Consider the following 20,016-nt stretch of genomic DNA (forward strand, 5'->3'; position numbering starts at 1 on the left):
TATGCTGCTGCGGATCGCCCGGGCATTCTTCGAGCGCGAGGGAGTTACCGTCGGCGTGGCGCGAACATCACGAAACTTCGATCTCGACCAAGTGCTGCGGCCCGTTCGGCTGAGGTCCGCCCGAAGCCTGCCGCGTCTCCTCCGCGAAGCGTTCGCCCTGACCTTCGATGCCGCCCCGAGAACGGCAACTGTCTTCGCGTTCATCCAGGTCTTCATTGGGCTCGGAGTGGCTGCCCAACTGCTGGCTGTGCGATCCCTGCTCCAGGCTCTGCTGGGGGATCAAGTGGAGGTCGGCACGCTTGTTCCGCACGTCATCGCGCTTTCGACCATATCCGCTGTCGTCGGTGCAGCGAACGCGGTGCGGACGGAGCAGCAGCGTCTCCTCGGCGAAGTCGTCAGCATCCATGCCACCGGAAAGGTGATCGATGTAGGAACGTCCGTCGACCTTCTGGCCTTCGAGGACCCAGCCTTCCACGACAGCCTGCAGCGCGCTCGGTTGAATGCAGTCGTCCGCCCCGTCCAGATGACCACGGGAGCACTGGGAATCCTCAGCGCGAGTTTCGCCGTCGTCGGCATCGGTGCCGCTCTCTTCCTCGTGCAGCCCCTGTTTGTGCTGTTCGTCGCTGTGGCGTACGCACCCGCGTGGTTGGCGGCAACTCGCAGCGGATCCGCCGCATACGACTTCTCGCGCAACCAGACACCTCGCGAACGGCTCCGCAACTATTTCTTCCAGCTGCTCACGGACAAGCCTTACGCGACGGAGTTGCGAGCCTTCGGGCTGAAGAGTGCCCTTCGGGACCGTCACGACGAATTGGCGCAACGGCGCCTCGCTGACTTCCGGATGCTCGTCCGACAGCGCCTCAAAGCAGGACTCATCTCCAGCCTGCTGGCAGCCGGGCTGATCGCCGCCACTCTCGTCGTAATGATCCTTCTCGTGTCCACCGGCAGGATGACCATCGCGGATGCTGGAACGGCCGCCGCTGCTCTCGTACTTCTCGGGCAACGCCTTCAGTCGCTCGCGTCCGGCGTCGGGGCGGTCTACGAGTCGTCACTGTTCCTGGAGGACGTTACGTCCTTCTCCGCGGAAGCTCATGGACGATCGAGACCCCAGCCTATCGAGGCGGTCCCCGCGGATTGGTCCCGCCTGCGCGCCGAGGACGTCCACTTCTCCTATCCGAGCCGGATGGCCTCGACGCTGTCAGGGGTGACCCTCGAGATCCGTCGAGGTGAAATCATCGCGCTGGTAGGGGAGAACGGCTCTGGGAAGTCCACCCTCGCAAAATTGCTCGCTGGCCTGTACCAGCCCAGCGACGGTCGAGTGCTCCTCGACGACACCGATCTGGCCCGCTGCGCGCCGGACGACGTCGCCCGCCAGATTGGCATGGTCTTGCAGGATTTCGTCCGCTACCGCCTGAGCGCCAGGGACAACATCGCTTTCGGGGCGCCTCAACGCCCAGCGGATGACGCCTCCGTCACGGACGCTGCCCGCCGGGCCGATGCACACGAATTCATCGCGTCATTGCCGGACGCGTACGAGACCCCGCTCGGCCCGGAGTTCCTCGGTGGCAGCGATCTCTCCGGCGGACAGTGGCAACGACTAGCACTTGCCCGAGCCTTCTTCAGAGACGCGCCTGTTCTCATCCTCGACGAGCCGACCGCGGCACTGGATGCTCGAGCGGAGGCCGACCTGTTCGATCGCATCCGAGATCTGCAGCGAGGCAGAACCGTGGTCTTGATCAGCCACCGGTTTTCCACAGTGCGGTCGGCCGACCGAATCCACGTGCTGCACGAGGGCCAGATCGTCGAGAGTGGGACACACAAAGACCTCATGGCACTCGCCGGGCGATACGCCGCCCTGTACACGTTGCAGGCCTCGGCCTACGCAGATCAGGAGAAACATTGAGTGACCGGATGCCGAGGGCGTACCTCCGGCTGAATCATGGCTTGACACAGGCATTCCAGCTCATCCGCGGACTTGTGGACGGACTGTGGCTCGGGCTCGCGTCCCGACGGGTCCTCTACGGGATCGACGCAGCCTTCTACGCCTCGCAGGGGCAGTACGTAGCCGAGGAGTACACCCGCAGCGGCCTGACCGACTGGGAGAACGCTGCCGTCAGCGAGTACTTCCAGCACTGCACGGACATCGTCGTAACCGGCGCGGGGGGAGGACGCGAAGTGCTCGCACTCGCCGGTAACGGAAGGCGCGTCACGGGTTTTGAGCCGAACGAAGGAATGGTGACCTTCGGCCGTACCATTCTCGAAGGTCGCTCTGACGCATCCCTGCTCGTCGCGCCCCGTGATGGTTGGCCGGCGCTCGACGCCACCTTCGATGGCGCAGTCATTGGCTGGGGTTCATACACCCACATCGCTGGCCGCCGACGCCGTGTGGACTTCCTGCGCCAGACTCGCAGTCATCTCGTCGCGGGCTCTCCGCTCCTGGTCTCCGTCTACACCCGGCCGTCGAGAACCCGATATCACCGAGCCGTTCGGTGGGTCGCTCAACCGCTGCGCGCCCTGCGTCGAGGCGCGCCGATTGACCTCGGCGACGGATTTGCACCGATGTACGCACACCACTTCACTCGCGAGGAACTTGCCGCCGAGCTTGCCGACGCTGGCTTTCGCCTCGAGGTCTGGCGGCCGAGACCGTTCGCCCATGCTGTCGCTGTCGCCGTCGACCCGCTTGAATGACCTCGACGCCCAACGCCAGGAGGTACACGTGACGGCGGAAGGTGAGCTCCGGGTGCGTCGTGACGCCGCGGTCTGGCGCGAGATCGACGGCGAGACGGTGGTTCTCGACGTGGCGTCAGGTAGCTACCTCGGACTTAATGCCACCGGCTCGCAGCTCTGGGGCGCGCTTGTGGAGGGCGCCAGCCGGGCGGACCTGGTGTCCCTGCTGGTGCAGCACTTCGCTGTGACCCCTGAGGAAGCCGGCCGGGACGTCGACCAGTTCCTCGACACCTGCCGCGCGCGGGGACTGGTGGAGTGACCCGACCTCCCCGTCCACCGCGCCTGAGTGTCCAGGACTACCACCCGCTCGAGATCGCCAGTGGCTTTCTCCGTGGCAACGAGCGGGTGGAACCGCTCTCGGTCGAACCGACCACCAGCATGCGCAGGGCCTTGGAGAGCGCTGTGCTTCGGGCCCTCCTGCGCCCTCCCTGCGTAGTCAGCTTCTCGGGGGGCAGGGACTCATCCGCCGTCTTGGCCATCGCCAATTCCGTCGCGGTTCGGGAGGGCCTACCACGGCCTGTTCCGGTGACACTGCGCTTTCCCAAGGATCCTGCATCGCACGAGGGGGAGTGGCAGGAAGCCCTGATCCGGCACCTCCGCCTCGAGGAATGGCAGCGCGTCGACCTCGAGACAGAGGTCGATGTGGTTGGGCCGTACGCGGACAGCGTTCTACACCGTCACGGCCTTCTCTACCCGCTCAACACCCACTTCCACGTGCCGGTCCTGCACCATGCACGTGGCGGATCGCTCCTGACCGGAATCGGCGGCGACGAGGTCCTGTCCCCCCCTCGATTCCGGCGTCTCAACGCCGTCCTGCGCGGACAGGAACACCCACGACCCCGCGATCTGCTCTCTCTCGCGGCTGCCTACGGGCCGCGGTGGCTGGCCGCTACGGGGGTGGCGCGGCGCGAGCCGTATCACCTGGACTGGCTGACACCGGTGGCGAACCGCGAGCTGGGCCGTTGGAGAGCGCGGTCCATCGCGGCGCAGGATGTGCGGTGGGATCGCTGGATCAGCCATGCATGGTGGACGGACCGGGCCAGGGTGATGGGAGAACGCAGCATCGAAGCGGTCGCGGACGACGTCGGCGCCACGGCCATCCACCCCTTCTCCGATCCCACGTTTCTCGTGACCGCGGCCCGGGAACGAGGCGCGCTCGGCTTCAAGAGCCGGCGAGAGGCGCTCGACGTCCTTGCCGGCGACCTTCTGCCGGCAGGACAGAGCGGACGCATCAGCAAGGCATCTTTCAACCACAGTTTTTTCGGCCCGCGGAGCCGAGCACTGGCTGCCGCGTGGGACGGCACCGGTCTGGACGAGACGATAGTCGACCCGCGCGCACTGCGTCTGGCTTGGGAACAGCCGCGGGTGGACGCGCGGTCTCAGTGGCTGTTGCAGGTGCTACGGCTGCGCCAGCTCGGGACGGTCGACGAAGGTCCAGAGGACGTCTAGAGCTTCGTCCGCGACATTCCAGTCGCAAGGTCGAGTCAGCCGCAGGAAAGGCTTCGACAGGTAGCTCATGACCCGGGCGAACGACGGCGGGGGCAGTCGGAGGGCCAGATTGCCGAGTAGCGCCGGGAGACGCTGGTCGACGGGCACCTCTTCGACGCTCAGTTGGTCCCCCCATCCCAGGACGACCCACCCCTTCAGAGGAACGACACCGGGCGCTTCGCCGAGTCGGAGTCGAGCACGGTGCCGCGCTCCAACGATGCCGAGGTCCTCGCCGCACGACAAGCGCTGGGCCGCGTCCGCGCGGAGGTCGATGCAGCGCGGCCCGCGGTGGACCTTCCCGTCGTCGAGGACTACGAGGTCATCGCTCAGCACTTCTGCACCTCGCAGTGCCAAGAGCGCAAGCAGGGAACTCTTGCCCTGCCCCTTGTCACCCAGCACGGCCCACGCCCCGCCGTCACGCACGACCGCGCCGGCGTGGAAGGCGTCACGCCCCTGCCAACGACTCATGACCGCTACGGAGGTGGAGAGGAACGGGTGTACGAGATGCTCGTGCGGCACCGCGTCGGCATCATCCATCCTGAGATGGGCCGTGCCGGAGACGCGGTCGACAAACGCCGCTCCCCCGCCCTGAAGGCGAAAGTGTGCAACGTCAGGAGATACCTTCTCGGCCGTGACCTCTACGGCTGGTGCCGACACCCGCACCGACAGCCGCGGAGTGCCCCGCGGCACGGGTCGAAGGAGGGACGCCGCCCCGGGAACCCCCTCGAACCCAAGGCCGTAACAACCACGCACCCGCCACCCCCGTCATCTCGCGCTTGTGCAGATGTTGTCCGCCCGAACCTCGGATCGCATCCCCCTGCACCCCTAGGGGTTACTGCCTATGGGCCAGTGACCAGCCGGTTTCCTATCCTATGGCGAACGCCGAAGATGGTTCGGCCACAGGTCAGGAGAAGGCATGGAGAATTATGAGGCGCCCCAGATCGTCGAGATCGGCTCACTGCACGAGCTGACGCTGCAGGACAAGGACTTCAGCGGCAACGATGGCTTCACTCTGATGGGGCAGGCCATCGGCAACGCTTCCTGACCAAAGGCGAACGGCGGTTCCCACTCGGGGAGCCGTCGTTCGCTGTCTTAGGAACCAACTTCGTGATTCGGTAGGAGCCCCTGCCGAATCGCGATGCTGACCGCTTCCGCCTGATTACGCGCACCAAGCTTGGCGAAGATGCGCGCCTTGTGGTTCTCCACGGTCCTCGCGGACAAGTTGAGCCGCCGAGCGACCGCCTGGTTTGTCAGCCCGTCAGCGGCCGCCGACAAGATCTCCACTTCTCTAGTACTGAGCCCACTGCGGGACTTGGGCTGGTCGAGGCTTCGCATGGCGCGCCATTGGCTGAGTACCGCTGCCGCGACGTCCGGGTGCAGCGCCGCGCTTCCCTCGGCGACCTGACGAACGGCCCTCAAGAACCGTTGCGGTGATGTCGTCCACAATTGGACCTGGCCGGAAGCGCCGGCCAGCAAGCCCGCGAGCACTTGTTCCCTCGATGCGCCGTCGGCGATGAGCAACGCCCTCGCGCCACTCTCGAGCGCGGAGAGAACCGTGCGTTCCACGGCCTCTGGGGAGGGTTCTCGGCTCACATCCAGCAGAACAACATCCGCCCGGACCCGTCGCGCGGCTGCTGCCAGCGACTCGTCACGGGGGCAGAGGAAGGCCTCACACCCTCCCGTCTTCAGCACGTCCGCCGCGAGATCCCGCGTCAGGGGGTCGTGGTCGCCGAGAAGCACTCGGACGGATTCAGGCACCGCGTCGGTCCGCCTGGATGAGCCCCCGCCGCACGGCCATCGCAGCCGCTTGCGCCTGACTCTGCACACCCAACTTGGCGTAGATCCTCGCCTTGTGGTTCTCGACCGTCTTCGCACTGATGCCGAGCCGCTCGGCGATTCCCCGCGAGCTGTCGCCATCGACGAGCGCCCGGAGCACGTGCAGTTCTCTGTGGGTCAGCATCGGGCCGCTGTCGCCGAGGACATGAACTGATGGCGCCGCTACTGGATCATCATCCCCGCTCAGGATGCGGAGCAAGCGGTCGAGAGTCATCGCCTCTCGTGCCACCGTCATGGGCGGCCCCCCCGGAGGATGCAGTTCCACCGACCGCTCTGACCGCCCTGGCTCCGACAAGATCACCAACCAGTCCCACGGCCGGGTGTCTGACGGGTATTCAGGTGCGACAGCGAAGGACTCCACACGTATCCCGCGCCGTTGGAGCAGCTGAGTCATGGCAGAACGGGTGAACCGGCATGGGTCGACCACGCATACCTGCCGGGCCATCGACACCTACGCCCTCCCTTAGTATCCCTAGAACGCTAACAGCGGGAACTCGCCGGGACGACCGACCCCACTCCTCGGGGGGGTGCAACTCGGCCAGCGGACGGAGTGCGAATGACCACCCTGCTCGTCGCAGCAACCGGCGGTCACCTCGCCCAGCTGTATCAGTTGCGGCCGCGGCTGGTCGTTCCGGGCTCTCCCGTGGTGTGGGTCACGTTCGACTCGCCTCAGAGCCGCTCCATGCTGGAGCAGGAGGTCGTCGAGTTCGTCCCGTACACACCGCCACGCGGCTACTGGAGCGTGGTTACGAACACCTTCCGGGCCATCCGCATTCTCCGCCGGTATCGAGTAAGGAGAGTGATCAGCACCGGATCCGGGATCGCCCTCGCCTTTCTCCCCATCGCCAGGGCGATGGGCAGGGATGCGCACTACATCGAGAGCGCCGCCCGGAGCGACGGCCCTTCGACGACGGGGCGCATGCTGCAGCGCTTTCCAGGAATCAAGCTCTCGGCGCAATATTCCTCCTGGGCCAAGCCACCTTGGAACCTGAACGTCTCCGTCTTCGACGACTTCCAGGCTGTCCAACGAGCGGAACCACGCGGGGATGTGCGATCGGTGGTCGTGACGCTCGGGACGATCGAGGGCTACGGATTCCGCAGCCTGCTGGAGCGGCTCGTCGAGATCATCCCCGAAGGAGTCGAGGTCCTCTGGCAGACGGGAGTCACCGACGTCAGCGGCCTCGCGTTGACTGCCCGACCGTCGATGCCGCAGCACGAGCTCCAGGCTGCGATCGCCACATCTGATGCGGTGGTCGCCCACGCCGGCATCGGCAGCGCCTTGGGCTCACTGAACGCTGGCCGGCGACCGGTTCTCGTCCCTCGCCGCAGCTCACGCGGGGAGCACGTCGACGACCACCAGTTGCAGATCGCCAAGGAGTTGGACGGCCGAGACCTGTCGATCAGCCGCGAGGTCGACGAGCTGATGTGGGCCGACATCGAGGAAGCCGCTCGATGGCACGTCAGCCGCAGCTCCGTCACTCAGTGACTTCCGCGGACTCCTCCCCGGTCGTCGTCTCGGGCCTGGGAAGCAGCGGGACGCGGGTCGTCGCCCAGATACTGCAGGAGCTGGGTATCCATATGGGGGACGACCTCAACCGAGCACTCGACAATCTCCTGTTTACGCTTCTCCTGAAGCGGCCGCGCGAACTGGCCGCCCCGTCGCTCGGTCAACGCATGAACAGGGCGGCAGACCTGGTGCATGTCTTCGGTCGATTGTGTCGCTCCCCCGGCAGCGTGACCGAACCCGGCATCGCCCGAGAGCTCCTCCGCGCCTCGGCCGACCATATCCGCTACGGGATCGAGAGGCCTACCCCCGCACGACGAACGGTATGGACAGGCCGCCGGCTGAGAACCGCATGGAGGAGCAGGCGCCATGCACCAGGCGAGCGCTGGGGGTTCAAGGAGCCCACCGCGCACCTCTTCCTTCCAGCCATGGTTCAGGAGTTCCCGCGCATGAGCTACGTGCACGTCATGCGTGATCCCCGAGACTACGCAGTTGTGCCACACAACCAGTTCGCCATCTGGTCGAGGGCCTTCCCCGACCTGAGCCTGCATGGACACGGCAGCCGGGCGGCCGCCCAACTGCACTGGTGGACGGAGATGAATGAACGAGCCGTGATGTACGCAAGGGATCGCCGTATTCGCTTCCTGGCCGTGCGGCTCGAAGACCTCATCCTGCACCCCGACCACGGCATTCAACAGCTCGCCGACTTCATTGGCCATCCGAGGAATGACGGGATCCCCCCCGGGCTCAAGAGCTTCATCAGGACGCCGGCCTCACTGGGCCGTGGTTACGCACTGGACGTCTCCACCCTCGGCGGTCCATCACTGGTCGCACGGATCGCTGACATGGGTTACGACTGTTAACGCTGAACCATGCCAACCCAGCGGTACCGTGCGTCAGCGAATACAAATCCATCGGTCCCACTCAGTAGCCTCGCATGCCAGGGAGACGGGCTTCCCCGCCCGTGACCCCGTGTGCCGTCGCCGGACTAGACTCCCGGAAGCAGTAGGCAGTCGCTCAGTGGCGGATCCAGGCGGTTCCTCCACCCGCCCTCGAGCCCCAGCAGCGAGCAAGTAGTGCACCACGCCGATCGCCGATAGGGCACGCCTCCCTCGGCTGGGTGAGAGAGAAATCTCCCTTCGTGTTCATCTGTATGCTTCACCCCGGCCGTATGAAGGGATTGTAGTGGACGTATTGCAGGTGTGGCGAGCGCTCGTGCGGCGTTGGCGCTTGGCGCTGCCTCTAGTTTTTCTTGCATTGGCTACAGCGTTATTTGTGCGCGGAGGCGTAGAACCCGGCTATACGGCCAACGCTAGCGTCATCGTCCTGCCGCCCAGCGAGGCCCGAATAAATACGGAATCTGGCGTGCAGACGGTTCCGGTGAACCCCCTCCTGGGGTCTTCGTCATCGACGCAACTCGCCGCGCAGGTGTTGGCCATTTTGGCCCAGGAGCCTGAGTTTCGACAGCAGGCGATGGCCGACGAGTCCCTCGCGGCCTATTCCGTTGAGACCGCCACCCGCAGTCCGATTCTCAACATATCGATCGAGTCGAAGGATCCATTAGAAGCTACCGGCGCAACACAACGTGTCATCGAACAGATGTCCGCCAACCTTGATAAGCAACAGGAAGCAGTTCAGGCCGATCAACGCCTCGGGATACAGGTTCTCTCACAGCCCGCAATCTCCAGTGTAGACAACTCTCAGCTGCGCGCCTTCGTGGCGACTCTAGCAATCGGACTGCTTCTCACGGTCGCGGTCACGGTTCTCTTCGATGGCGTCACTGGTCGCCGCAAGCGGCATGCGGATCAAAGGGTCAGAGGCAGCCAGTAGAATGAGGATCCGACGAGCCCGCGGGATTTTGACGCATCCCCCAAGCAGGCCAGCGCAAGCGACGGTTTCAGCACCCACCCACCCACGCTCGTGAGATAGCCAGATGACAAACGCGTTGGCCGCACCTAATGAGCAAGAACGACCGACTAACGGCCCGCGACACCTCCGCAGGAGCACCCGCGAGGTCATCGCGGCGACTCTCTTTCTTCTTTATCTGGTACTTCTACTCTTGGTGCCGGCTCGTTTGGTGCTCCCAGGTATGGGAGCCGCGGGGAGACCTGCTGTAGCAGCTGGCTTGGGTCTGCTGGCGTGGTGGATTGCCACACGGCTCCACCCGCGCCTCGCCACGCGATCTTCGCATCCCGTCACATGGATCGTTCTCATCCTGATTGTCACGGTGCTCATCTCTTACGCACTTGGGTACGATCGCGGTTTGCTTCCACCGGAGTCAAGTGGGGCGGACAGATACCTCATAGTTCTGGCGTCGTGGGTTGGCGTAGCCCTCGTCGCTGCCGACGGGCTGCGCACGCGACGGGACCTTGACCGCGTCATAGGCGCGATGGTTACTCTTTCCGCCGTTAGCGCGGCAGTCGGCTGGCTGCAGTTCTACGGCATTGATTTAGCACCGTACTTTCGACCGCCCGGATTCGTGTACAACGCCGATCTCGTAGGGGTTGGACTCCGGGGCGGACCTGGCTTAAGTCGTGTTTACGGCACGCAGCAGCACTATATTGAGTTCGGGGTCGTCCTCGCGATGGTCCTTCCCTTCGCTATACACAGAGCCCTTGCGACATCCAACAGAAGGACATCCTATTTGCGCTGGACCACAGTGGCGCTCATCGCCGGAGCAATCCCTTTGGCCATCTCCCGTGCGGGATTTCTTGGACTCATCACGGGGCTAGTGGTCTTAGGGCTTGCTTGGCCGAACCGCATGAAGTTGTGGGGATTCCTTGGCCTTGTGGTTGGTATGGCCGCATTCCGAACAGCGATTCCGGGCGTTCTTGGCACGATCAAGTCTGCGTTCCTGAACTACGACGCGGACCCGAGCATCCAAGCTCGACTCGCCGACTTCGCCGCCACATCTGCCTACATACGGGACCGACCTTGGTTCGGTCGAGGGCCAGGAACATATGTCCCGGAACTCTACCGAGTGCTCGACAATCAGTTCCTTGGGTCCTTCCTTGCGGTGGGCTTCATCGGGACCTTAGCCCTGTCATCCGTGTTCTTCACCGCCATCATCATCGGACGACATGTCCGGAGGAATGCGACATGGGACGTCGACCGCCATCTCGGCCAGACCGTGACCGCCAGCGCGGCGGTTGCCCTCATAACTTCCCTCACTTTCGATTCTTTGGCGTTTCCCACTTTTGCCGGCATTATCTTTTTTGTCTTCGGCATGAGCGGCGCCCTCTGGCGCCTGCGAGACACGCATGAACCTGCGCCGCCTGGAGTTCCGTCATTGACGTCTCCTCTACGCGCCGAACATCCTCGCGAGGAGATGGCGTGATGCGCACCGTTGCAGATCAGCTCGCGGACCCCTGCGCATCCCATTCCGATACTTATTCATATGATAGACGCGCCACACGATCCGAAGAGCGCAATGGCACGACCGCTCGTCTGTTCACACAACGACAGGAACCCGTCGGCGACTGGAGCGGCCCAGCCACTACGACAACGCTTGGCAGCGCAAGTGCGCATGTCGGCTCGCCCATCGACGGGGAACGCGTTCGGATTTCCCCCTGTAGGGGCTGGCGTGGACGACCATCTTAAGCCCTTAGGGAATAAGGCCACAGCCCCAGCGACCTTGCCCAAAGAGGCCGGTGCCGCAAACGTCCCCGCTGGCCTCGGCCGCCGGGCGCGCAGCGGAGTTGCATGGACGGGATTAGGCCGCCTGGTAAGCGCCGTCGTCCAACTCGGCATGTCAATCGCGCTAGCCCGACTGCTCGCGCCCGAAGACTTCGGCCTCGTAGCGCTCGTTATGGCAGTAACGGGTTTTGCCGTTCTCTTTGTCGACTCCGGTATATCGTCCGCCATCGTCCGAAGTGAGCACGACGATGATGAACTGTTCTCCACCGCCTTCTGGATGAACATGGTACTGGGCGCGGCCGTGACAATAGTCGTCTTGGCGGCCGCCCCCATCGTGGCCGGCTATTTCAATCAGCCGTCCGTCACGCTCCTGCTTTCGCTCGCGGGGCTCTCGTTCACGTTGTCGTTTGGAGTTGTGCATGGCGCTCTGTTGCAGCGGCAACTGGAGTTTAAGACGCTGTCTACCATCACAGTAGTAAGCACCATCGCCAATGCCTCCACTGCTATCACACTCGCCGCCCTCGGATTGGGTGCCGCTTCTTTAGTCTTAGGATCTCTTGCGGCCACGGTAGCAACATCGGTACAGTGCTGGATCCATACGCGATGGCGGCCACGATTTCGAGCATCGTGGCGGAGCGCCGCAGCTCTGTGGCGATACACGCGTGGTTTGCTCGGCTTCAATGTGGTGAATTACTGGGCGAGGAATGCAGATAGCTTGCTCATCGGCGCGTTCCTTGGCGTTAGCGCCTTGGGCTACTATAGCCGCGCCTACAACCTGATGATTACACCTATCGGACAGATCCGCGCGATTCTCTACACTGTCCTGTTTCCGACTCTCGCACGGGTGCAGCAGAATCGAGAGCGGACTACTACCGTTTGGCTTGCCGGAAACAAGGCTTCATGGCTAGTGGGAGCTCCTATCGCGGCGGTGCTAGTAGCGACCTCGCCTGCGCTCGTGGAGACTCTTTTCGGCAGTCGCTGGCTACCCATGGCCCCGGTACTTGCCCTTCTCTCGGGATCTATCCCGGCCCAACTTATGATCTTGAATTGCGGCGCACTGTTCCAGACTTTTGGTAGGACCGGCCTTCAATTTCGATTAGGACTCGTGACCAGCATGGCGGCGGTTGGGGGAATAGTCGTAGGACTCTCCCACGGCATCGTGGGCGTGGCCGCAGGGCTACTAATCGCCAATTGGATCTCAGTGTGGTTCTTTGTGGTCCCGGCATTGCGTCTGGCCGCGATCCGCTTGCAGGTCATGGTCCGGTCAGTGGCCTTCGTTACGCTGGCAGCGATCTTGTCCATGGGCGCCGCACTGGTTCCCCGGTTCACCCTTTACCAGAGTCACTCCGCCATCGTGCTAGCCGCTCAACTGGGGGCCTCAGCGTTGGTTTATCTTATATTGATCTGGTTCGGGGAACGTGACTATCTGATTATGGCTCGAGGGAAGCGATCCCTCACATGATGCTTGCCGGCCAGGTGCTGTCATCGACCGAACACCCCGGCCCAACCCGACCGTGGGGTATGGATCAGACAGACAAGTGGGCCAGCACCTCAGGGCCGAGGGGTACGTCGCTTAACGAGCTCGAGAACAGGGAGATTTGCGTTGGTGGACAGGGATGACGGATCACGCAGCGATGGCGACCGCAACAGGATACTTGGAGTGGTCCTCCTAGCTCTATTGGCCGGGGCGCTCTTCACTGCGGGCTTCTGGTTGATTGCGATTCTGGACTGACCGAGTTCGTTGGCTCGAGGTATCTGGCGGATCAGTCCTAGCCGGGAAGCCTTGTCAACGGAACTTGCGGCCAGCAAACAAACCCTTCTCCGGACTCCATCGCCGCTCGGGCACCCCCGGGGCCCGTATAGTCGGAAACCGTGACTAGGAGCACCGTGGCGAGCGGGAGACGGATGTACGCATCGATTGCTGGGCGGCTTGTCCTTCGCTGGTACAGGCGCCTACCATTAAGGGGCGCGATACTCCGACGAGTGCTTAGGCGTGAAGGCGGGCAGCTCACATCGGCGACGCTTCGAGGCGTTCTTGATCGATATTATGGCGTGGAAGTCGGCCCCTTCAGTTACGGTTCACTTCTAGAGCCTGGCCGAGCGGATCCTGGTACATCTATCGGTGCATTTGTGTCCATTGGTCCAGACGTTCGGCGACTCGGTGCCGACCACCCGACCTCTCGCCTGAGTATGAGTCCTTACGTCTACAACCCTGCACTCGGCCTGGTCTCAGCCGACAGGGATGTCCCGCGTACGACCTGCAGAATAGAGCACGACGCATGGATCGGCGCGGGCTCCTTGATCCTCAGCGGTTGTTCGCGCATCGGTTTGGGCGCCGTGGTGGGCGCCGGAGCCGTGGTGACGCGGGACGTACCCGACTTCGCCATCGTGGTCGGCAATCCAGCAAGGGTCATTCGCACACGACTGACCGAAGAACAGCAGCAGTTGGTACGAGAGCTGGATTTCGAGAGCTTAGAGCCCCGTGCTCTGGTCGCGCTTGTTAGCAATCACGAGGCTATGGGCACTCCCAATCGTCTTCAGGCGGACTGGGCTCTTGGACTAGAGTCCTGAGCTCATCAGATTGCTCAACCCGTCGCATAGCCAGACGGGCCCTGTGCCGGGGCCCCACACGGCCCAACCTTACTGTCCATGCACGAAGCCCTGCCCGCACCATGAGAACTTGATGCAGCAGCCGAAGTGGCTGCATTTCCATCGTATCGGTCTGAGCGGTCATCCGTCTCTAGCGAATCAGTCGCTAGACAGCGGACTGTGCAACTATCTGATCCATCTGAACCTCTGCTTGTGTAAGGACATCAGGAAGCTTCGACTCAAGGCGCGTCCGAATCTCTTCGCGCTCCTCGTACGAGGAGATGAGGCTGTTTAGGGCGGCTTCCGTCGTTAACACGCGCCCATCTACTACCTGATCTTCTTGACCACAGGATGCGAAGATTCCGCGAACCTTGCCGCTATAAGCGATGGCCGCGGTCGGTACCCCAGATGAGATTGCCGCGATGGTGGCATGCATTCGTGCACCGCAGAACCAATCCAACTTTGAGATGAGCCACTTTCTTTCGCCGGCGCCTAGCTCCGACGGGACTGTGTGTACTCGCTCCGGATAGCTCTCACGCAGTCTCTGCGCCAATGCGTCGGTGACATCCTCATCTCCCTCCAGCGGCCCCCACCCACGGACATGGGGTACAAGCACAAGGACCACGCCCCGCGCTAGCAGGGCTCTTGCGAGATCTTCCAGCAGCTGCTGGTAATTCACCCTCAGGTTGTAGCGCCCAGCAGGGTCAGGCTCTTTGAGAAGCAGGCCACTGACATTCAGGCCAACGACAGGTGATCCATCAGCGCCGTCAAGCCTGGCCTGCACTGCCTGACGAAGACTTTCATGTGGTTCTGCCGGCGGCAGTCCAAACGCTAGGTCCACGCCAAGACGGTGTCGTTCTACGTCGAAGTCGGCTCCGAGGAGCTCCTGAAGCGAATTGAAACTGTCAACATCTCGCGCCCACGCGGACAGTGTCTTCCTCAATACTCCGGTAGCCCGTCGCTGTAATGTTGAATCCTTGAATGGCCCATAGGTCTGCGGAAGGAGAATGAGCGGCTTGCCCCTTGATAGGGCAAGCTCTTTGGGCAGCGTGACAGAGTGGAAACGGGCTGCGCCGTACAAGTCAGAGAAGCTGTCGCCACCGCTGACGTCCCAGACTGCCGAACTTTCGTTCACTATCTGCATTCCTGCGTTGCGCAGCCCAAGACGGGCAGATGTTCGCATATGTGCGTAACTCTCTGGTCGGTAGATGCGTCGGGAGTTACGGACGCCACATAACTGATAGTGATGGTCCGCTCCGTCGATGGTGATACTGGCCGGCCGCACGCCCCACCCGTCGTCGAATATCGTCAGCAAGGAATCGGGGCGGCGGCTCAGCAGCCCAATCGTCGCCGATTCCCGAAGAGCTGCGACGCCAAGGTTCCACTCAGACCCGGGGGCGCCAAATAGGCTGACACATGACCTCAAGGATGGAAACATTCGTTGGTGTCCCTTCGCGTACTGGATATCGCGATCGCGCAAACCGTAGCTCATGGCAACCAAAGCCTAACGTCCGGTCGCCGTCGGCGCCTCTGATGCAGCCAAGCGCCGAAGGGTCCAAGCTGTGACCGGTCCGCGAAGGGCAATCTGAGCCACCGCCGACAGATCCTAAGCGCAGGATCACCTGCCGTACTGTGGGTCCTTCTGCCGTCGTCCACATAACAACTTGATTACGTGTTCGGGCTTAGCCGCTCACTACTGTCCTATCTCGCGACCGCTCGTGTTCGGTAATGGCGTAACCTCGTAGCCGTTCGGAGCCTGAATTCCTAACGAATGTAGTAGGCGAGCACTCACCGCAGCCCAAGTGAATAGACGCGCCCGTCGTGAGGCCCGGGCTCCCACTTCCGCCGCTCGCGCTGGCTCAAGCATTTCACGCACCGCTGTCTCAATCGCGCGGCTATCGGTAGGGTTGACCACCACCCCGGCGTCGCCGATGAGATCTCTCGACCCTCCGATGGCTCCGCCTACGCTTGGCAGCCCCGCAGCCAATGCCTCCGTGAAGACGATGCCGGCCGGCTCGAACAGGGAAGGCATCACGAAACAGGTTGCCTGAGCGAACAGTTGCTCCAAGGCGCGCCGACCCTCAACCGAGTTCCTAGGTAGCACACCGTGGCCGCGGACCCCTGGTTCCTCCACGGGTGGATGACGGCCCACTATGTCCAGCGTGGCTTCTGGATAGTCATGCCGGAGACGACGAAAAGCGTCCAGGACGCGGGCGCCATTTTTCCTCTCCCAATCTAACCCCACGAACAACAACCTCGGAGTCGACCAGTCGCGTCCTGCAGTCTCTGGGCGCCAGTCGGTTCCGGTGCCCACTACGGAGATCCGCTCCTCCGGCACAAAGAAGCCATCGGAAATTGCCGCCGCTGCCCAGGAGGATTCTGTGCAGCATGCAGCGGCGGACCGATAGACGTCGCCCTGCAACCGAGCACGGCGGCGGACCAGCGCCTCGGGTAGATCAGCCCAATTACCATAAGAATATTGCCGGGCCTGCAACACGGTCATGTCATCGTAAACTGCGATGGGCTCGTCTACTTGAAGGCGATAGCCGCCTCCAAGTTGGACCCAGGCGTCAACGTCGACATGGTTTGCACGATGGGTGCCGACTCTGCTACGTAGCCAGGCGGTCGTTGTCGATTGCAGACCACGTGAGCCCCTGGCGCGCATTCGGGCAGCAATGGACGTGCCGCGGGTTTTGGTATCCGGCGCTGCGCCTGTCGTCACGGCGACCGCCTTCTCTACTAGGGGCGAAGTGCTCACCGGGACTGCGGTCACCTCCACGCCAAGCTGTCGCAGGCCGGAGACGATTCCATGGGGTGTGCCAGAACGCTCGGCCGGGTCTCCGAGGTCTCCGGGGTATGTCACCCCGATCCGAACTTCAGTCACGAAGGCTCCCTCATGGCCCGCTCCATCATCGCGGCGGACCGCCGCAGTTCGGCCTGGTGGTGTTTCACCACGCCGCTGAGTCGATCACGCTCGTGGCTGGCGTTAAGCTCGTTCGTGACCATGCGGCTTAGAACTTCGGTATCGACTTCCGATGTTTTGAGTACTTGACCGCCTCGCCCGATTGACAGCTGGAAGTCCCGACACTTTGGACGGTACTCAAGGGCGACAGTAGGAATAGCGAATCGTGCAGCGAGTACCAAGGCGTGGAGTTTCTCAGCTACCACGATGTCACAATCCTGCAAAGCTGCGTCCAGCGCCGGGAGAGTGACCTTGTTGGGGCCTCGAACTGTTGTGCCTTGGCGCGCCAATTCAGTGGAGATCTCCCTAAGGTGCGCATGGTCCTGCAAAGTCGTGGCAAGTAGCACTACGTCATGTCCGTCGTCCACGAGGCGCCTAACGGTGGCCACCATCGCCGCTCTGAAGGCGGAGTGGTTGCCGCCCCACATGTCATCCGTGACGCCGAAATTTACTCCGACACGTGCGCGGGCCTCAGTGGTCGATTCAGCGGATACCAGTGCCGTCGGTAATGCCAGAGCTGGGTCCCCGACAACCACACTCTGCAAGCCCGCGAGTCGCAGCGCCTCCTGACTCAGTGGCCCCCGGACCCGGATAGACTCGAATTCGGAGAGCAGCGGTCGCCACCGCTGCACTTCGGTGGTCACGCCTGCTCGACGCCCCTCCCGGTAATCCAAGTCCTCCGCGCCTACACTTAGCATCACTCTGGGCGCGTCCGGGGCAGCTCGCATCAGTGTCTCGAGCGTCCTGCGGAAGTGGCCATTGAAGATGAGCGTCCCACCGCCTAGGCAGATTGCCGCCACACGCCTCAGCAGTGGTGCGGTCATGCGCTCTATGCCTGGAGGATTAGGCACCTGAAGAATGTCCCACTCGGGCAGCAGGCTTCGGTGCGCTGCAAGCATTGCCTCGTCTCCGAGATTTCCGTTCCCTGACCACCCGACGTAGGCGACTCGTCGGGTCGACGTCCTAGCGCTGGGAGGAAAGTTCGACAGCACCGACAGGGTGCGGCGAGTGGAGGTGATTGCCGCTCGGCGGTTCACGGGCATGTGCCGCTCATTTCGGGGGGCGAGGATCTGTCGCACGGAGGACGAAACGTCCCTGTCTCGACGTAGACATCGGCCTACTCATTCGGTTCGGCGGTCACGGCCGAGAAAACTATCAGGCTCGGCTGCGAACGTCTGTCGCTCAACGAGGGATCCACTTGGCGTTGCAGGGGCGCTACGGGACGGTAGGGGCGCCCCGTGGGTCCCAAGGCTCTTGGGTCGCCCATGCATCGCCTCGTCGCGGTCGTGCGCTGATGGACGGGCGGCCTCGTCGCACGTGGAGGGGAACGCCCGCGCGATGGCCCAAGGCGGACCAGCGCAGCTGTACTCGGGACCAGGAAACGAGGTGGGCAATTTTCACCGACCTGCGGTGTGTCGGCAGGCCCTCGACTCAGTGGCCCTCGCGCTACCGGTGTGCAGCGACTTGAAAGCTTCCCGTCACGGCGCTGTCCCTCCGGCGAGTGGAACGGCGGCCCGCCACCGGTGTCTAGGCTAAATCGGCGCTCGTCGTTGCGTCGGCGGTCCACGCGGTCACCAGCGTCATGCGGTTGATCCTCGAGACTGAGAAGGCCGGGTCGAGGCCTGCCAGATCGCGGGAGCCGAACAGCCAGTAATACGTGGTGTTCCAGGTCGGCTTTCCGGCGCGAGCGAAAGCTGCAGCCTGCCTGTCCCGGGGCAGCCAGTGGAGCAGCGGGACCTGCGTGTGCGTCTCGACGGGAAACCACCGGTCCGGTGTCGTGTGGAAGGCGCCTCTGCGGGCGACACGTCGGCTTTCGGTGAGCATCGTGCGCGCCCTCTCCGGGCCACCGACGTGCTCGATCACTGCATTGCTCACGACGTAATCGAACGACGAGTCAGCGAACGGCAGCGCGCAGGCGTCACCGGCACTGTGGGGGCACCCCAATTGCGGATTACCTCCCCCGTACACCAGCGCGTGCGCGCGGGTGAACGAGGCCACGCCCCTCTCGACCAGGTTGTTAGTTCCCGCCCCCCCGCCGCCGTAGGCGCTGGCTCCGACGAGGAGGACGCTGGTTCCCGGCTCGATCCGCTGCCGGAGCCACACGACCTTGGACTCCCTCGATCGACGAGACAGCTCCGTTGCTAAGCGCCGTCGCACAGGCCCCCCAGTCGCACGCGTCAGTTGAATACCCTAGCGCTTCCAGGACACGGGTCGAGGTGACAGGTGGGGCCGTCGGCTGCGCTATCGTCAGGCAGCTTGGCACAGGGCGTTGCGGGCAGTGATCGCGTCGAGGACTTGTCGGGGGTTGCGGCCTCTCATGTAGTCACCGTGGTTGCGACGGCGGGTGTTGTAGTCGGTGACCCAGGTCTGCAGCGCAGCGTCGAGATCGGCGATCCGGTCCACGCGTCCGCGGTGGAAGAACGGCCGGTAGAACTCCTGCAGCACGGTGCCTTGGACGCGTTCACAGACGCTGTTGTGGTTGGGGCTGCGCGGGCGGAATCCGGCGGTGGGCGGCGCCGATGTCGGTGACGTGGTCGCGGAAGGCGCGGCCGGTGAACTCCGGGCCGTTGTCGGTGAGGACCCCGGCCAGCTCGACGTCGATCTCGCCGAACGCGGCCTGGACCTGGTCGAGGAAGCCGGCGGCGACCTGCGCGCTCTTGTCCCCGACGATCAGTCGCACGACCAGCCAGCGCGTGGCCACGTCGATGGCGGTGAGCTGGTAGACCGCGCCGACGCCTTTGAGCTTGCCGACGTAGAAGGTGTCCAGGCAGACCAGTTGTCCGGGGTCGGTGGCGGCCAGGCAGAACCCGAACGGCCCTTCCATCGCCGCGTCGGTCAGGTGCCCGGACTCGGTGGCGGTCAGCGACGCCAGCGCCGCGATCCGCTGCCGGCGCGTGGCGAGGTTGTGGCGCCGCAGCACTTTCTGGATGCCGCTGGCCGAGCGGTGCACCCCGGCAGCGGCGACGTGGTCGACCAACTGCCGGGCGCCCAGGGTGGCCTTGGCGACCGCGATCGCTAGAATCGTGCTGACCTCCTCGGCGGTCATCGCGTTCGGCATCATCGGCGGGCGGCGGTCCTTGGGCATCAGCGCCGACAGGCCGCACTTCTCGGCCTTGGCCACCCATTTGTAGTAGCTGGTGCGCGAGACGCCGGCGGCCCGGCAGGCGGCGCTCACATCAGTCAGCGCGGCCTGGTCCAGCACATGGGCACGCCGGGCATGGATGATCTGGTCAGGGGTCACGGGGAAGGTCTCCTTCTGGTCACCGAAGCAGGG

Annotated in this window: 19 protein-coding genes; 10 read left to right on the forward strand and 9 right to left on the reverse strand. The window is 63.7% G+C overall.

The window, feature by feature from the left end:
- Position 1 precedes the first annotated feature (1 nt).
- The 4 genes from FHU33_RS22760 to FHU33_RS22770 all read left to right on the forward strand — a co-directional run bounded on the left by FHU33_RS22760 (position 2) and on the right by FHU33_RS22770 (position 4,176).
- Complete coding sequence (locus FHU33_RS22760; protein ID WP_142027831.1) at positions 2-1,903, forward strand: ABC transporter ATP-binding protein; 1,902 nt, start codon at positions 2-4, stop codon at positions 1,901-1,903.
- Positions 1,904-1,944: 41 nt separating this feature from the next.
- Entirely contained in the window at positions 1,945-2,688 is a 744-nt protein-coding gene (locus tag FHU33_RS25210; protein WP_170182647.1) for a class I SAM-dependent methyltransferase, read from the forward strand.
- A gap of 28 nt (positions 2,689-2,716) precedes the next feature.
- Complete coding sequence (locus tag FHU33_RS25215; protein WP_170182648.1) at positions 2,717-2,986, forward strand: PqqD family protein; 270 nt, start codon at positions 2,717-2,719, stop codon at positions 2,984-2,986.
- 119 nt (positions 2,987-3,105) lie between these two features.
- Entirely contained in the window at positions 3,106-4,176 is a 1,071-nt protein-coding gene (locus FHU33_RS22770; protein ID WP_246064198.1) for an asparagine synthase-related protein, read from the forward strand.
- On the opposite strand, the gene FHU33_RS22775 is transcribed toward FHU33_RS22770, so the two are convergent.
- On the reverse strand, positions 4,126-4,752 hold the full coding sequence (locus FHU33_RS22775; protein ID WP_142027834.1) for a hypothetical protein: 627 nt from the start codon (positions 4,750-4,752) through the stop codon (positions 4,126-4,128). The genes FHU33_RS22770 and FHU33_RS22775 overlap by 51 nt on opposite strands.
- A gap of 379 nt (positions 4,753-5,131) precedes the next feature.
- Here FHU33_RS22775 and FHU33_RS22780 point away from each other — a divergent pair, with 379 nt between their 5' ends.
- Positions 5,132-5,260 carry a lasso RiPP family leader peptide-containing protein gene (locus tag FHU33_RS22780; protein WP_142027835.1) on the forward strand — a complete coding sequence of 43 codons (129 nt, stop codon included), beginning with the start codon at positions 5,132-5,134 and terminating at the stop codon, positions 5,258-5,260.
- 47 nt (positions 5,261-5,307) lie between these two features.
- On the opposite strand, the gene FHU33_RS22785 is transcribed toward FHU33_RS22780, so the two are convergent.
- Both FHU33_RS22785 and FHU33_RS26055 read right to left on the reverse strand, forming a co-directional pair.
- On the reverse strand, positions 5,308-5,973 hold the full coding sequence (locus FHU33_RS22785; RefSeq protein WP_142027836.1) for a helix-turn-helix transcriptional regulator: 666 nt from the start codon (positions 5,971-5,973) through the stop codon (positions 5,308-5,310).
- Positions 5,966-6,265, reverse strand: coding sequence for a helix-turn-helix domain-containing protein (locus tag FHU33_RS26055; RefSeq protein WP_170182649.1), 300 nt, complete (start codon positions 6,263-6,265; stop codon positions 5,966-5,968). The genes FHU33_RS22785 and FHU33_RS26055 overlap by 8 nt, the downstream gene beginning before the upstream one ends.
- Positions 6,266-6,607: 342 nt before the next feature.
- Here FHU33_RS26055 and FHU33_RS22795 point away from each other — a divergent pair, with 342 nt between their 5' ends.
- From FHU33_RS22795 to FHU33_RS22815, 5 genes are all read left to right on the forward strand, one after another.
- A complete protein-coding gene (locus tag FHU33_RS22795) occupies positions 6,608-7,537 on the forward strand; it encodes a glycosyltransferase (RefSeq protein WP_142027838.1) in 930 nt (309 codons plus the stop codon).
- Entirely contained in the window at positions 7,534-8,418 is an 885-nt protein-coding gene (locus FHU33_RS22800; RefSeq protein ID WP_170182650.1) for a sulfotransferase, read from the forward strand. Before FHU33_RS22795 ends, FHU33_RS22800 begins: the two co-directional genes overlap by 4 nt.
- A 322-nt stretch (positions 8,419-8,740) precedes the next feature.
- Positions 8,741-9,385, forward strand: a complete 645-nt coding sequence (locus FHU33_RS22805; protein ID WP_170182651.1) for a YveK family protein — start codon at positions 8,741-8,743, stop codon at positions 9,383-9,385.
- Positions 9,386-9,680: 295 nt separating this feature from the next.
- Positions 9,681-10,892 carry an O-antigen ligase family protein gene (locus FHU33_RS22810; protein ID WP_170182652.1) on the forward strand — a complete coding sequence of 404 codons (1,212 nt, stop codon included), beginning with the start codon at positions 9,681-9,683 and terminating at the stop codon, positions 10,890-10,892.
- A gap of 246 nt (positions 10,893-11,138) precedes the next feature.
- The gene (locus tag FHU33_RS22815) at positions 11,139-12,653 is read left to right on the forward strand and encodes a lipopolysaccharide biosynthesis protein (RefSeq protein ID WP_170182653.1); all 1,515 of its coding nucleotides are present in this window, start codon (positions 11,139-11,141) and stop codon (positions 12,651-12,653) included.
- A gap of 1,293 nt (positions 12,654-13,946) precedes the next feature.
- Here FHU33_RS22815 and FHU33_RS22825 read toward each other — a convergent pair.
- The 6 genes from FHU33_RS22825 to FHU33_RS22850 form a co-directional block, all read right to left on the reverse strand.
- Positions 13,947-15,272, reverse strand: a complete 1,326-nt coding sequence (locus tag FHU33_RS22825; protein ID WP_142027843.1) for a polysaccharide pyruvyl transferase family protein — start codon at positions 15,270-15,272, stop codon at positions 13,947-13,949.
- 201 nt (positions 15,273-15,473) lie between these two features.
- Positions 15,474-16,445: a glycosyltransferase family 4 protein gene (locus tag FHU33_RS26550; protein ID WP_425456799.1), complete on the reverse strand. Its 972-nt coding sequence runs from the start codon at positions 16,443-16,445 to the stop codon at positions 15,474-15,476.
- Between the two features lie 215 nt (positions 16,446-16,660).
- On the reverse strand, positions 16,661-17,785 hold the full coding sequence (locus FHU33_RS22835) for a polysaccharide pyruvyl transferase family protein (protein ID WP_142027845.1): 1,125 nt from the start codon (positions 17,783-17,785) through the stop codon (positions 16,661-16,663).
- Between the two features lie 484 nt (positions 17,786-18,269).
- Positions 18,270-18,845, reverse strand: coding sequence for a methyltransferase domain-containing protein (locus tag FHU33_RS22840; protein WP_142027846.1), 576 nt, complete (start codon positions 18,843-18,845; stop codon positions 18,270-18,272).
- 144 nt (positions 18,846-18,989) lie between these two features.
- Positions 18,990-19,187, reverse strand: a complete 198-nt coding sequence (locus FHU33_RS22845; RefSeq protein WP_142027847.1) for a hypothetical protein — start codon at positions 19,185-19,187, stop codon at positions 18,990-18,992.
- A gap of 16 nt (positions 19,188-19,203) precedes the next feature.
- Complete coding sequence (locus tag FHU33_RS22850; protein ID WP_170182657.1) at positions 19,204-19,983, reverse strand: DDE-type integrase/transposase/recombinase; 780 nt, start codon at positions 19,981-19,983, stop codon at positions 19,204-19,206.
- Positions 19,984-20,016: the final 33 nt, after the last annotated feature.

This window comes from Blastococcus colisei (genome assembly GCF_006717095.1).
Classification (GTDB): Bacteria; Actinomycetota; Actinomycetes; order Mycobacteriales; family Geodermatophilaceae; genus Blastococcus_B; species Blastococcus_B colisei.

Bases quoted from the DNA above. Each gene is read 5' to 3' on its own strand.
- FHU33_RS22760 (WP_142027831.1), top strand. From the start codon at position 2: ATGCTGCTGCGGATCGCCCGGGCATTCTTCGAGCGCGAGGGAGTTACC.
- FHU33_RS22795 (WP_142027838.1), top strand. From the start codon at position 6,608: ATGACCACCCTGCTCGTCGCAGCAACCGGCGGTCACCTCGCCCAGCTG.
- FHU33_RS26550 (WP_425456799.1), bottom strand. From the start codon at position 16,445: ATGCGCGCCAGGGGCTCACGTGGTCTGCAATCGACAACGACCGCCTGG.
- FHU33_RS22775 (WP_142027834.1), bottom strand. From the start codon at position 4,752: ATGGATGATGCCGACGCGGTGCCGCACGAGCATCTCGTACACCCGTTC.
- FHU33_RS26055 (WP_170182649.1), bottom strand. From the start codon at position 6,265: ATGACTCTCGACCGCTTGCTCCGCATCCTGAGCGGGGATGATGATCCA.
- FHU33_RS22770 (WP_246064198.1), top strand. From the start codon at position 3,106: ATGCGCAGGGCCTTGGAGAGCGCTGTGCTTCGGGCCCTCCTGCGCCCT.
- FHU33_RS22835 (WP_142027845.1), bottom strand. From the start codon at position 17,785: ATGCCCGTGAACCGCCGAGCGGCAATCACCTCCACTCGCCGCACCCTG.
- FHU33_RS22780 (WP_142027835.1), top strand. From the start codon at position 5,132: ATGGAGAATTATGAGGCGCCCCAGATCGTCGAGATCGGCTCACTGCAC.
- FHU33_RS22825 (WP_142027843.1), bottom strand. From the start codon at position 15,272: ATGAGCTACGGTTTGCGCGATCGCGATATCCAGTACGCGAAGGGACAC.